Here is a 13,396-nt window from a genome sequence, read left to right on the forward strand (position 1 = left end):
AAATCATACCATATTTATGAAGACAAATAAACAAGCCCCGCCGTCCCGTTTATTTGCGCGAAGCCTTGAGCAGCTTGGCTTTTCGCAGTACATGAAGCACACTTTTTTCAAGCTCCGCATAACTCATGTCCAGCGCCCCTTTTCGGACGATGAATACCAAGTCCAATCCGCCGACGATCTCGGCCTCATGATGCCGTACGATCTCCTTCACAAGTCTTCTCATCCGGTTGCGGACGACGGCGTTGCCAATCTTCTTACTGACTGATACGCCGGCCCGGAACCGCTCGACCTGCTTTCGGCTGAACCAGTACACCACAAACTGATGGTTCGCAAACGACTTTCCATGCCTGTATACGCGGCTGAAGTCGGCGCGGTTTCGTAAACGCAAGCTTTTATGCACGGAAATCTCCTTGTTCAAAGTCCAAAAAAGGATCTTCGAAATTTTTCTACTTATTATTATAGTCACCGGAGGAACTCACTAAACGAGTTAACGGGCAGGCGGACTGCTCTTCCCCCGAAAAATACGGCCATTCCCCTATTATGCAAGAAGAAACGGCTAATCCGTCCTTTCAGGGACGTTACCCGTTTCTCGTAGACATATAAGACAAAGAACAAGCGCGAAGCTTATTCCTTCTTATATGTAAAAAAAGACCACCGCAGTGGTCTTATTGGCCTGACTTACGCACTCAGAACTTTTCTGCCTTTCAGGCGGCGGGCAGCCAGCACTTTGCGGCCGTTTTTCGTGCTCATTCTTGCGCGAAACCCGTGCACCTTCTTGCGCTTGCTTACATTCGGTTTGAACGTCGGTCTCATGTATTGCACCTCCCTTGCAGGAACTTATAATGACTGTCAAAAAACGGCTTGGCCGTCCTTGTTAGGACAGTATCCACAAGATCATCATTTTCATCTATCTGAGAAATTTCCTCGCAGAAAACACCTTTATATATTAAAGCATAAAACCGTCGTAAAAGTCAACTGAAAACCCACTCCCTCTTTTTCCTCTCTGAATTACGTTTTATCCACAGCTCTCTGGACCAAATTAATAATCCACAACCCTTCAAAGTTATCCACCTGTGCCCAAAGAGTGGTGGAAAATTCTCCACGGCATGGACAATCTGTGTATAAAAAAATAAACATCTGCCGGAAATTGTCGAACGGTAAACAAATTATCAACAATATGTAGTATTGTGGCTATTAATTATACACAAGTGGTTGAATTTGTGGATAAAATCCGTGGGTTCATTGAAAATCAAGGGGAGTTTTGCTATGATGGTATTACTTTTGATTGTGTATAGATTTGATTGTCCTCCATATTATCAACAAGTTGTGGATAAAGTTGTGAACAATTCAAGTTTATCCATATTTTTTTGTCTTTTCTTCCTGCGTACTGGGGATAATATTCCCCATCACCTTATTTTCTTCGACATTTCCACTTCATGGCTCAAGCCACATTTGGAAGATTTAAAGGAGTGACAGTGTGTGGAAAGCCATACTTCCGAACTATGGCAGCAGATTTTATCGATTATTCAGACCAAACTAAGCAAGCCAAGCTATGATACCTGGTTTAAAGCAACCAAAGCGATCTCATTCAGTTCCAAGTCGCTCGTCATTTCGGCGCCGACAACATTCGCCGTGGAATGGCTTGAAAGCAGGTATACGAAGCTGGTCGGAGCTACGGTTTTCGAAGTGACGGGAAAGCAGGTAGACGTCAAGTTTGTTATAGAAGAGAACAAGCCTGCGGAGCCTGTCGTACAGATTTCCCCCGGACCGCCCGCTGTATCCCGTGAAGAAGCCCAGACGCATATGCTGAATCCCAAGTATACGTTCGATACGTTTGTCATCGGCTCCGGGAACCGGTTTGCCCATGCGGCGTCGCTTGCCGTGGCGGAAGCTCCTGCCAAAGCATACAATCCGTTGTTCTTATACGGAGGGGTGGGGCTCGGCAAAACTCATCTGATGCATGCGATCGGCCATTATATTCTTGAACATAATCCGAGCAACAAGGTGATTTATATTTCATCCGAGAAATTCACCAACGAGTTCATCAATTCCATCCGCGACAACCGCGGCGAAAGCTTTCGCAACAAGTACCGCAATGTTGACATTCTGCTGATTGACGATATCCAATTCCTGGCCGGCAAAGAATCGACGCAGGAGGAATTCTTCCATACGTTCAATGCGCTGCACGAGGAACGCAAGCAGATTATCATCTCCAGCGACCGGCCGCCGAAGGAAATTCCGACACTTGAAGAACGGCTGCGTTCCCGGTTCGAGTGGGGACTGATAACGGACATCCAGCCGCCGGATCTGGAGACACGGATCGCGATTTTGCGCAAAAAAGCCAAAGCCGAGAACCTTGACATTCCAAACGAAGCGATGATGTATATAGCCAATCAGATCGATACGAACATCCGTGAGCTGGAAGGCGCTCTCATTCGGGTGGTCGCCTACTCATCGCTGACCAATCAGGATGTAACGACGCACCTGGCAGCCGAAGCGCTGAAGGATATTATTCCGTCCAGCCGGCCGAAGATGATCACCATTCAGGATATTCAACAAAAGGTCGGCGAATATTACAATTTGAGAATGGAGGATTTCAAGGCGCGCAAACGGACGAAAGCCGTCGCTTTTCCAAGGCAGATCGCTATGTATCTTTCCCGGGAGCTGACCGATTATTCACTGCCCAAGATCGGCGAAGCCTTTGGAGGCAGGGACCATACGACCGTAATTCATGCCCACGAAAAAATAAGCCAGTCGCTTAAGGTTGATCAAGAACTGTACAAAGTGGTAAACAATATTTCCGAGAAAATAAAAAATCCTTCGTAGCAGAAGGAATAAACAAGCCTATACACAATCTATCCACATGTGCGTAGGCTTAATTTTATGCAGTTTGGGCAGCTTATCCACATATCCGGCGCCCCTACTACTAATACTATTTAAAATCTATATATTATCTTCATCCAAGATGAAGCGGCTGCGCCTCTTTTGAAGGACCGCACAAAGCTTCCTAACTCTTCTTAACAGTCCGCCCAATATTCAGCTAGGAGTGAAATTATGAAAATCAGCATTCTTAAAAATGAACTCAACGAATCCATTCAGCACGTATCCAAGGCGATATCCAGCAGAACGACGATTCCTATTCTTACCGGCATCAAGCTGGAAGTCAGTTATCAGGGCGTCACGCTGACCGCCAGCGATACCGATATTTCCATTCAATCGTTTATCCCTGCGGAAAATGACAGCGAGCAGATTGTGAAGGTGGAGCAGCCGGGAAGCGTAGTGCTGCCGGCAAAATTTTTCGTTGAAATCATCAAGAAGCTGCCATCCAAAGAAATTCATATGGAGGTCAAGGATGGCTTTCAGACTTATATTTCTTCCGGAGCGACGGAAATTCAAATGGTCGGTCTTGATCCGGAGGAATTTCCTGTCCTGCCGAATATTGAAGGCAATGAAACGATTTCTTTACCCGGAGATTTACTTAAAAATATGATCAAGCAAACGGCTTTTTCCATCTCCACCCAGGAGACAACGCCGATTTTAACAGGTATACTATGGAATCTGTCCGACGGTGAGTTCAAATTTACCGCAACGGACCGCCATCGTCTGGCCACAAGAGCGGCCAAGCTGGAAGGAACGGAGGATGTCCGGTTCGCCAATGTCGTTATCGCCGGCAAAACGCTTAATGAGCTGAGCAAAATCATTCCCGACCAGAATATGCTCGTTGATATCGTCGTGGCCGATAATCAGGTGCTTTTCAAATTGGACCGGGTTCTGTTCTACACCCGCATCCTCGACGGCGTATACCCGGATACTTCTAGAATTATTCCGAGTGTCTACAAAACAGAACTGACCTTGGAAACAAAAAAATTAAGCGAATCGATCGACCGGGCTTATTTGCTGTCCCGCGAAGAGAAGACGAACATCGTCCGCCTGCAGACGCTGGAACAGGGGGGGATTGAAATTTCCTCCAGTTCTTCGGAGCTTGGCAAAGTGCGGGAAGAGCTTGAAGTGATCGATTTTAAAGGTGAACCGCTGAAAATATCGTTTAACTCCAAATATATGCTGGATGTGCTGAAAATAGTCGACAGCGAACAGCTGACGATCGCTTTTACCGGTATGATGAGTCCGATTATTTTAAAGCCGCTGGATGAAAGCAAGGCTCTGTATGTTATTTTGCCTTATCGTACGACCAATTAACGCCGGATTCCCCTTTGTGGATAAGTGGCGGAGAGGAAAGAAATCATGAAAAAAATAGTTATCCACAGTGGATATATTAAGCTGGATCAATTTTTAAAGCTCTCGGACTGCGTATCCACAGGCGGGATGGCGAAGGCTCTCTTACAGGAGGGGCATGTGCTGGTGAACGGAGAAAAAGAGGATCGCCGGGGAAGAAAGCTGTATCCGGGCGACAAAGTCGAAGTGAAGGACGAAGGCATCTTCGAGGTAGCCGGCGGAGAAGTATAAACATAGTTTGTGCGTAAAATTAACGCTTCACTTTGTGGAGCTATCTTGAAATATAAGCATAAATGAGCTCGTTGCTGGTTTTTGGCTTGTATTTCGGCGAGAATCGGGCGCTTTCCCCACGGAGGAAAGCGCAGCCGTTTCTTCTTGGGAGGAACGCTTTCGTGTTTGTACACAATATCACCCTGCGGCATTACCGAAACTACGGATCGCTGCAGCTTGAAGGCCTGGGAGATGTGAATCTGATCCTTGGACAAAATGCCCAGGGCAAGACGAATCTCGTCGAGGCCCTTTACTGCCTGGCGATGACCAAGAGCCACCGAACGTCAAAGGACCGCGAGCTGATCTCTTTCGACGCTCCAGACGGCGCGGCCTATATCGAGGCGGAGGTACGGCGGAAATACGGGGATTTGAAACTTGAGCTGACGCTGTCCCCGCAGGGGAAGAAAGCGAAAATCAACGGTCTTGAGCAGCGGCGTCTGAGCGAATTTGTCGGTTCGCTGAATGTCGTCATGTTCGCGCCCGAGGATCTGGAGATCGTCAAAGGGACACCGGGCGTTCGGCGCCGTTTTTTGGATATGGAAATCGGCCAGGTTCAGCCAAGCTATCTGTTTCACCTGCAGCAGTACCAGAAGGTGCTCCTCCAAAGAGGCAATCTGTTAAAGCAGCTGTGGGGCAAAAAGGAAGCCGGCGGCGATATGCTGGAAATATGGGATGCACAGCTTGCAGAGCATGGTGTTAAAATCGTCAAAAAAAGGAAACAATTCATAAAGAAGCTGCAAGTTTGGGCCGAAGAGATCCATAAAGGAATTACAAACGGCGGTGAAGAGCTGAAATTGCACTATCTTCCTTCTTTCGGAGAGCGGGAAGAGGAAGATGAAGCTGTCTTATTGGACAAATTTATGTTAAAGTTATCACAAACACGTGAACAGGAAATCCGGAGAGGAATGACGCTGACAGGTCCCCATCGGGACGATCTGTCCTTTTTTATCAATGGCAGAGAGGCTTCCGTTTATGGCTCCCAAGGGCAGCAGCGCACGACCGCTCTTTCGCTTAAGCTGGCCGAAATTGAACTTATCCATGAGGAAATCGGGGAATATCCCGTCCTGCTGCTTGACGATGTTCTGTCGGAGCTTGATCCGTACCGTCAAACGCAGCTGATTGAAACTTTTCAGAGCAAAGTGCAAACATTCATAACGGCTACCGGAATCGAAAGCCTGAACGCCGATAAATTAAAAGGCGCAATCCAGTATCGAGTCCACAGCGGAATCATAGAGTCTTAAATGAGCGGAGGAAGACCATGTATATTCATTTGGGCGGGGAAAAGATTATCCGGTCTTCAGAACTGATTGCCATATTCGATATTTCGATCGAGAAATCCTCCAAATTGTCCAAACAGTTCGTTACCGCGGCTTTGAATGACAAGAAATTGGAGCGAATCGGCGAAGAAGAAGCCAAATCCATAGTCGTTACTCAGAACATTGTGTATTATTCCCCCATTTCTTCTTCCACACTCAAAAAAAGATCCAGAATGCTGCTTGACAGTTGAAGCCCGTCCAGGGCCAAAGTAATAATCTGAAAGAAGTAGGTGAAGGCATGTCAATGAATCAACCGACATATGATGAGAGCCAGATTCAGGTGCTTGAAGGGCTGGAAGCGGTCCGCAAGCGTCCGGGCATGTACATCGGTTCGACCAGCGTAAAGGGCTTGCACCATCTCGTATGGGAAGTTGTCGATAACAGTATTGACGAAGCGTTGGCCGGTTATTGCGACAAAATCCAAGTTATAGTGCATGAGGACAACAGCATAACCGTAATCGACAACGGACGGGGAATTCCTGTCGGAGAGAATACGAAGCTGAAGAAATCGACGCTTGAAGTCGTCATGACCGTCCTGCATGCAGGGGGCAAATTCGGCGGCGGAGGATATAAAGTATCGGGCGGCCTGCATGGGGTGGGTATTTCGGTAGTGAATGCCCTCTCGGAAAAAGTAGTTGTCACGGTTAAGCGTGAGGGACATGTGTACCAGCAGGAATATCGCCGGGGGGCCCCTCAGTACGACATCCGGATGATTGGCGATACCGAAGAGACGGGGACCAAGACGACTTTCCACCCGGACCCGGAGATTTTTACCGAAACGACCGTGTATGAATATAATACTCTCCTTACCCGGATTCGCGAGCTGGCCTTCTTGAATAAGGGAATTGAAATCTCTCTCACGGATGAGCGGACCGGTGCGGTGAACAACTTCAAATACGACGGCGGCATAATCGAATACGTGAAGTTCCTCAACGAGAAAAAAGAAGTGCTGCATGAGGAACCCATCTATGTGGGCGGTTCCCGCGATATGATTCAAGTCGAAGTAGCGCTTCAATACAACGATTCCTATACCGAAAATATTTACTCTTTCGCCAATAACATTCATACCCATGAGGGCGGAACGCATGAATCCGGATTCAAGAGTGCCTTGACGCGGATTATCAACGATTATGCCCGGAAAAGCGGGATCATCAAGGATAACAGCTCCAACCTGACCGGAGACGACGTCCGTGAAGGACTGACGGCGATCATTTCCGTGAAGATTCCCGAGCCGCAGTTCGAGGGTCAAACGAAGACAAAGCTCGGCAACAGCGAGGTTCGCGGGATTGTGGAATCGCTGTTTGGCGAGAAGCTGCAGGAGTTCCTTGAGGAGAACCCGGCTATTTCCCGGCGCGTCCTGGATAAATCGCTGCAGGCTTCCCGGGCGCGTGAAGCGGCGCGCAAAGCCCGCGAACTGACGCGGCGCAAGAGCGCTCTTGAAGTCAGCGCGCTGCCGGGCAAGCTGGCGGACTGCTCGTCCAAGGATGCTTCCATCAGCGAGCTGTTCATCGTCGAAGGCGACTCTGCCGGCGGATCGGCTAAGCAGGGACGTGACCGGCATTTTCAGGCGATTTTGCCGCTGCGCGGTAAAATTCTGAACGTGGAGAAGGCGCGTCTGGACCGCATCTTGTCCAATGCAGAGATTCGAGCCATTATTACCGCCTTGGGAACGGGAATCGGCGATGACTTCGACCTGTCGAAGGCGCGTTACCACAAGGTTGTCATCATGACGGATGCAGATGTCGACGGCGCCCATATCCGTACTCTGCTGCTGACCTTCTTTTACCGGTATATGCGCAAAATCGTTGACGCGGGCTTTATCTACATCGCCCAGCCGCCGCTGTTCAAAGTGGAACGCAACAAGGTGGTGCGCTACGCCGGCTCGGAGAAGGAGCGCGACGAGATTATCGCCACCTTCGGAGAGAACGCCAAATTTAATGTTCAGCGCTATAAAGGTCTTGGCGAGATGAATGCGACACAGCTCTGGGAAACGACAATGGATCCCGAAAGCCGTAGTATGCTGCAGGTAACGATCGAAGACGCCATTCTGGCGGATAGCATTTTCGATACACTTATGGGCGATAATGTGGAGCCGCGGCGCGATTTTATCCAGGAGCATGCCAAAACGGTCAAGAATCTCGATGTTTAATGAGCTGTCAGCTCCAGCCTAATGAATTCGATTCGGCATGATCCATCTTCAGCAGCCTCCGGTTGCCGCCAAGCGGGCGGTCCGGGGGCTGCTTTTGCCTAAAATCAAGATGGAGGAATCCGGCCGCTAACGGCCGCGTGTAAGCTGGTTGCGGCGCGAGGATAAACTCGCGTTGCCAAAGCCGGCACGTCCGTAGGCGGCGGCATATCGGCGGATTTTACGGTAAATGGATTTGTCGTCAAACAGCTTGAAAGCTACGAGTGAAGGCAGCGTATTAACCTCAAGAATCCAAAGTTCATGACGATCGTCCATGGCGACATCCAGACCGATTTCCTTCATGCCCGGGAAAGCCGTCTCCAACTGGCGTCCGATGTGCACACCAAGATGTTTCAGACGATAAATCATAGCTGAGCGTTCGCTAGTGTTCATATGTTCCACAAACAACGCTTCGACGGGCAGGATGCGCCCTCCGTTATGGTAGTTGGTCACAATTTTTTTCGGTGCCGCCACTCTGCCTAAAAGTCCGGTCGTCTCCCAGCGTCCCTCCGGGTTTTTTTGGACAAGCACACGTAAATCGAATGGAAGTTTCTTGTAACGCAGCAGATCGATTCCTTTTTGAATCAGATAGGGACGCTCCTGAATTCTTTCGGATATCGCCTGATGCAGCTCCTCAATCGAACGATAAGCCTGCGCTTTGGTACCGTAACGGAGAATATACAAAGTAATGGGCTCGGTATTTTCTTCTTCATGTTCTTCCGGGTTTTCGGCGCCGCTGGGGCTCAAGGTCAGATTCCGCCGTTCGGCTCGCATAACCCCGCTTCCGTAGGTTCCGCGATCCGGCTTGATATAAACCGTTTCATACAGGACGAGCATTTCACTAAGCACCGCAGAATCATATTTACGGGTATCGGGAATATAAGGCGCCAAGGAACGGTTTAGCAGGATGACTTCGGTCTTGGCCCATTTGCTGGGAACCCGTTGAATTCTCATGTTACTCCTCCCTTTACACTCTGAAATATAAGGACAAGTGTTCTAAACAATGGTATAATCGAAGGATATGGGATGATATCTTTATGCGATGTCATGGGGCGGTTAGGCACGGTCTGCTCCATACAGTCTATGAGCCGTGAGTATATACGGACAGGGCAAACACCCGGGATCCGGGCAAGAAAATCTTTTATATGACGGTTATACGCTAGTACGTTTAATTGTGCTGTTTTTGTGAAAGGAATATAATTAAGGGTAGCGGTTTTTTAACTTAAGGAGGTCCAGCAACTCATGGCTGAACAAAATAACCCGCAAATCAGGGATCGGGACATCGGTGTGGAAATGCGCGATTCCTTTATGGATTACGCAATGAGCATCATTGTGAGCCGGGCTTTGCCGGACGTACGGGATGGACTCAAGCCGGTGCACCGGCGCATTTTGTTTGCGATGTCGGAGCTTGGAATGTCACCGGATAAGCCTTACAAGAAATCGGCGAGAATCGTCGGTGAGGTGATCGGTAAGTACCATCCTCACGGCGACTCTGCCGTTTATGAGACGATGGTCCGGATGGCCCAAGATTTCTCCATGCGCTATATGCTGGTCGACGGGCATGGCAATTTCGGCTCGATTGACGGCGATATGGCTGCGGCAATGCGGTATACCGAAGCCAGACTTTCCAAGATCGCTATGGAAATGCTGCGCGATTTGAACAAAGAGACGGTTGATTTTATACCTAACTATGACGGCGAGGAACATGAACCGGCTGTTCTTCCTTCCCGTTTTCCCAACCTGTTGGTTAACGGGGTGTCCGGTATCGCCGTAGGGATGGCTACCAATATTCCGCCGCATAATTTGGGTGAGGTCATTGACGGCGTACAGGCCATGATCCGTAATCCCGAAATTACGCCGATGGAACTTATGGAATATATCACAGGGCCGGATTTTCCTACGGCCGGCTATATTTTAGGCCGCGAAGGCATACGCCAGGCGTATCGTACGGGCCGCGGCTCGGTCACGATGCGCGCGAAGGCATTGATTGAAGAGGAGAGTAACGGCAAGGCACGGATCGTTGTTAACGAGCTGCCTTACCAGGTTAACAAAGCCCGGTTGGTGGAGAAAATTGCCGAGTTGGTTCGTGAGAAACGGATTGAAGGCATCACCGATCTGCGGGATGAGTCGGACCGCAACGGAATGCGCGTCGTTATCGAAGTCAGACGGGATGTTAACGCGAATGTTGTGCTCAATAACTTGTATAAGCACACTTCAATGCAGTCTACCTTTGGCATTAACATGCTGGCCATTGTCGGCAATGAGCCGAAGGTGCTAAATCTGCGCGACGTGCTGTACCATTATTTGCAGCATCAGATCGAGGTTATTCGCCGCCGGACGGAATTTGAACTGAAGAAGGCGGAAGCCCGGGCGCATATTCTGGAAGGATTGCGCATCGCGCTGGACAACCTGGATGAAGTCATCGCTCTGATCCGCGCTTCGCGCACGGTTGATATTGCGCGTGAAGGTTTGATTGAGACCTTTAGTCTCAGTATCGAGCAGGCACAGGCGATTCTGGATATGCGGATGCAGCGTCTGACCGGTCTGGAACGCGATAAGATCGAGAACGAGTATAATGAGCTGCTGGCCAAAATAGCCGAGTACAAGGCCATTCTGGGTGATGAATCGCTGGTGCTTGAAATTATCAGCAATGAGCTGCAGGAACTGCGCGATCGGTATGCCGACGAGCGTCGGACGGAGATCACCATCGGAGAAGAGAGTATTCTCGATGAAGATCTTATCCCGCGCGAAGAGGTCGTCATAACGGTTTCGCATACCGGTTACATTAAGCGGCTTCCGGTAAGCACTTACCGCAGTCAAAAACGCGGCGGCCGCGGCGTTGTGGGCATGGACACGAAGGATGAGGATTTTGTGGAGCATCTCTTCGTCAGCAATTCCCATAACTACCTGATGTTCTTTACCGATAAAGGAAAAGTATACCGGATCAAGGCCTACGAAATTCCGGAGCTTGGACGGACGGCGCGCGGGACACCGATTATTAATCTGCTCCAGATTGAGCAGGGTGAGAAGATCAGCGCAGTCATCCAGATTGAGGAAACTGATAGCGATAAATACCTGTTCTTTGCCACCCGCGAAGGAATTGTGAAGAAGACACCGCTTGAGGATTACAACAATATCCGTAAAGGCGGACTCATCGCGATCAATTTGCGGGAAGAAGATGAGCTGATTGATGTGAAGCTTACCGACGGCAAGCAGAAACTTATTTTGGGCACGGCGGACGGAATGTCTATTACCTTCTCCGAGGAGGATGTCCGTTCAATGGGCCGAAGCGCCACAGGAGTTAAAGGCATTAACTTGGACGAAGAGGATCATGTAATCGGCATGGATTGCATTGACCAGAATCTGGATGTGCTTATCGTCACGACCAAGGGTTACGGCAAACGTACGCCTGCTGGCGATTACCGTCTGCAGACCCGCGGAGGCAAGGGGATCAAGACCATCAATCTTACGGAAAAGAACGGTCCTGTCGTCAGCCTTAAGGTTGTTAAGCAGGAAGAGGATCTGATGATCATTACGACGGGCGGAACCCTGATCCGTATGAGCATGGACGGCATTTCGACCATGGGACGTTATGCGCAGGGCGTGAAGCTGATCAATATCCGCGATGAGGATGCCGTATCTACCGTCTGCCGCACTGATAAGAGTGAGGAAGAGGAAGATGAGACCGCGCAGTCCGATGAGACAGCGGGCGGCAATCTGGAACTGAACGAAGCTCCGGAAGTCAATGGATCTGATTCTGCCGATTCCGATCCGGAAGATAGCGGAGAAACTCTGGAATAGCTTCAATGAATTAGTTGAGAGAGAGTACCTGTAGCCAGTGATGGCGGGTGCTCTCTTTTTTAACTTTTAAAAAAATTATAATACTAAAACTTTCATACTAGTCGCTTCCCTATTTCCATAATATAATTAGGTAAATAGTACCTATTTTCAGCACGGTCAGGATAAAGGGGTTGAGCGTATGCCGAGCATATCGGTGGCGGAAGTAAAACCGGGTTCAAAAGTGAGTAAAGACGTCATTACACCTTTGGGGGGAACTCTGTTTACCAAGGGAAAAATACTGCTGCCGCGGGATATGGAGATATTGGAAGCATTCCTGATTCGGCAGGTGGATATTGAAGGCGCGGAGGAGGACGCCAAAGTTTTGGAAGCGCCCGTAACTCCTTCGAAGGGGGATGCTAAAACGGGAACGGCCAGTGCAGCCTCTTCGCTGACCCGGAGCAATTCAAATTTGCATGAAGAATACGATAAAATGCTGACGCTGATCAGGAGCTGTTATAACTCCGCCAGCGCTGCTATTCTGCCTATTTATGATCTGCGCAGCGCGCTGGAAGGATTGATTGCGCATATCAAGGACTACCATGTTCTGAATTTTGCGCCAAGGGCGCTTAATGAACAGGACTATATTTATCATAACGCTGTGCTCTCCGCGCTGACCTCCTATAAGATTGCCCAATGGTGCGGGTACCCTCAAAAAGAGTGGCTTCAGGTGGCCTTTGCCGGTTTGCTGCATGATATAGGAAATGCCAAAATCGATTCTTCCATTCTTCAGAAGCCTGAACCGCTTACGATTACCGAAAGAAATGAAGTGCGCAGACATACGACTTATGGATATCAGATATTGCGAAATGTAACGGCCATCAACGAAGGAGTTCGGCTTGCGGCTTTGCAGCATCATGAGAAAATTGACGGATCCGGTTATCCGCTTCGGCTCCAAGGCAGCCAAATTCATCTATACGCGAAAATTGTCGCTGTGGCGGATATTTTCCATGCGATGACACTGGAGCGGATATACAAGAAGGCGCAATCGCCTTATCTGGTTCTGGAAGAAATTCAGAAAGAGGGATTTGGCAAGCTGGACCCTTCTATTGTACAAACCTTTGTTTATAAGACGACTGAATTGCATAACGGAACCAAGATACGCTTAATCGACGGCCGGCAGGGGGAAATCATCTTCTCGGATCGCAGCAACCCTACACGTCCTTTGGTAAGCGTAGAAGGTAGGATCATTAATCTGGCACATTCACGCAACCTGTATATTAAGGAGATTATATCTTAAGGCAGAGATCCGCTTGTTATTTTTTCGAAAAAAGGGTTGCATATAAAAATTAAACATGGTATATTCTAATTCCGGCCAAGAAATACGAGTTCTGCTTCAAAAAGAAATAAAAAAAGAGCTTGCATTAAACGGACCGATATGATATATTATAAAAGTTGCTGCTGACGAGAAGTTGAGAGGCGGCAAACAAGTTTGATCTTTGAAAACTGAACAACGAGTGAGTGGGAATTCGCTTCTGGCGAGTTCCAAAATGAAGAGAATGCAAATTCTCGTCAGATGTTTCAAAATGAGCGAATCGCTCTTTCAATACTTTAT

At 48.8% G+C, this 13,396-nt stretch carries 11 protein-coding genes; 8 read left to right on the forward strand and 3 right to left on the reverse strand.

What is annotated here, in order from left to right; translation table 11 throughout:
• Positions 1-49: 49 nt before the first annotated feature.
• Both rnpA and rpmH read right to left on the reverse strand, forming a co-directional pair.
• Positions 50-400 (reverse strand): ribonuclease P protein component, encoded by a 351-nt coding sequence (rnpA, locus tag EH198_RS21155; protein WP_124697509.1) that lies wholly within the window; start codon positions 398-400, stop codon positions 50-52.
• A 278-nt stretch (positions 401-678) separates the two neighbouring features.
• Positions 679-813, reverse strand: a complete 135-nt coding sequence (gene rpmH, locus EH198_RS21160; RefSeq protein WP_025337168.1) for a 50S ribosomal protein L34 — start codon at positions 811-813, stop codon at positions 679-681.
• A gap of 666 nt (positions 814-1,479) precedes the next feature.
• On the opposite strand from rpmH, the gene dnaA reads away from it, so the two are divergent.
• The 6 genes from dnaA to gyrB all read left to right on the forward strand — a co-directional run bounded on the left by dnaA (position 1,480) and on the right by gyrB (position 7,968).
• Positions 1,480-2,826, forward strand: a complete 1,347-nt coding sequence (dnaA, locus tag EH198_RS21165) for a chromosomal replication initiator protein DnaA (RefSeq protein ID WP_124697510.1) — start codon at positions 1,480-1,482, stop codon at positions 2,824-2,826.
• A gap of 228 nt (positions 2,827-3,054) precedes the next feature.
• Positions 3,055-4,197: a DNA polymerase III subunit beta gene (gene dnaN, locus EH198_RS21170; RefSeq protein WP_124697511.1), complete on the forward strand. Its 1,143-nt coding sequence runs from the start codon at positions 3,055-3,057 to the stop codon at positions 4,195-4,197.
• A gap of 45 nt (positions 4,198-4,242) precedes the next feature.
• Positions 4,243-4,464: a S4 domain-containing protein YaaA gene (yaaA, locus tag EH198_RS21175; RefSeq protein ID WP_124697512.1), complete on the forward strand. Its 222-nt coding sequence runs from the start codon at positions 4,243-4,245 to the stop codon at positions 4,462-4,464.
• 161 nt (positions 4,465-4,625) lie between these two features.
• Entirely contained in the window at positions 4,626-5,744 is a 1,119-nt protein-coding gene (recF, locus tag EH198_RS21180) for a DNA replication/repair protein RecF (RefSeq protein WP_124697513.1), read from the forward strand.
• A gap of 17 nt (positions 5,745-5,761) precedes the next feature.
• Positions 5,762-6,010: an extracellular matrix regulator RemB gene (remB, locus tag EH198_RS21185; protein ID WP_025332558.1), complete on the forward strand. Its 249-nt coding sequence runs from the start codon at positions 5,762-5,764 to the stop codon at positions 6,008-6,010.
• 47 nt (positions 6,011-6,057) lie between these two features.
• A complete protein-coding gene (gyrB, locus tag EH198_RS21190; protein ID WP_124697514.1) occupies positions 6,058-7,968 on the forward strand; it encodes a DNA topoisomerase (ATP-hydrolyzing) subunit B in 1,911 nt (636 codons plus the stop codon).
• A gap of 126 nt (positions 7,969-8,094) precedes the next feature.
• Here the strand turns inward: gyrB and EH198_RS21195 are convergent, their stop codons facing one another.
• Positions 8,095-8,958 carry a YheC/YheD family protein gene (locus tag EH198_RS21195; RefSeq protein WP_124697515.1) on the reverse strand — a complete coding sequence of 288 codons (864 nt, stop codon included), beginning with the start codon at positions 8,956-8,958 and terminating at the stop codon, positions 8,095-8,097.
• Positions 8,959-9,246: 288 nt separating this feature from the next.
• On the opposite strand from EH198_RS21195, the gene gyrA reads away from it, so the two are divergent.
• Complete coding sequence (gene gyrA, locus EH198_RS21200; protein ID WP_124697516.1) at positions 9,247-11,805, forward strand: DNA gyrase subunit A; 2,559 nt, start codon at positions 9,247-9,249, stop codon at positions 11,803-11,805.
• A 178-nt stretch (positions 11,806-11,983) separates the two neighbouring features.
• Entirely contained in the window at positions 11,984-13,081 is a 1,098-nt protein-coding gene (locus tag EH198_RS21205; RefSeq protein ID WP_124697517.1) for an HD-GYP domain-containing protein, read from the forward strand.
• Positions 13,082-13,396 lie beyond the last annotated feature (315 nt).

Origin of the sequence: Paenibacillus rhizophilus (genome assembly GCF_003854965.1) — a bacterium.
Lineage (GTDB): Bacteria > Bacillota > Bacilli > Paenibacillales > Paenibacillaceae > Paenibacillus_AQ > Paenibacillus_AQ rhizophilus.

Excerpts from the sequence above, each read along its gene's own strand:
- rpmH (WP_025337168.1), bottom strand. The coding sequence starts at position 813 with ATGAGACCGACGTTCAAACCGAATGTAAGCAAGCGCAAGAAGGTGCAC.
- dnaN (WP_124697511.1), top strand. The coding sequence starts at position 3,055 with ATGAAAATCAGCATTCTTAAAAATGAACTCAACGAATCCATTCAGCAC.
- yaaA (WP_124697512.1), top strand. The coding sequence starts at position 4,243 with ATGAAAAAAATAGTTATCCACAGTGGATATATTAAGCTGGATCAATTT.
- remB (WP_025332558.1), top strand. The coding sequence starts at position 5,762 with ATGTATATTCATTTGGGCGGGGAAAAGATTATCCGGTCTTCAGAACTG.
- gyrB (WP_124697514.1), top strand. The coding sequence starts at position 6,058 with ATGTCAATGAATCAACCGACATATGATGAGAGCCAGATTCAGGTGCTT.
- EH198_RS21195 (WP_124697515.1), bottom strand. The coding sequence starts at position 8,958 with ATGAGAATTCAACGGGTTCCCAGCAAATGGGCCAAGACCGAAGTCATC.
- gyrA (WP_124697516.1), top strand. The coding sequence starts at position 9,247 with ATGGCTGAACAAAATAACCCGCAAATCAGGGATCGGGACATCGGTGTG.
- EH198_RS21205 (WP_124697517.1), top strand. The coding sequence starts at position 11,984 with ATGCCGAGCATATCGGTGGCGGAAGTAAAACCGGGTTCAAAAGTGAGT.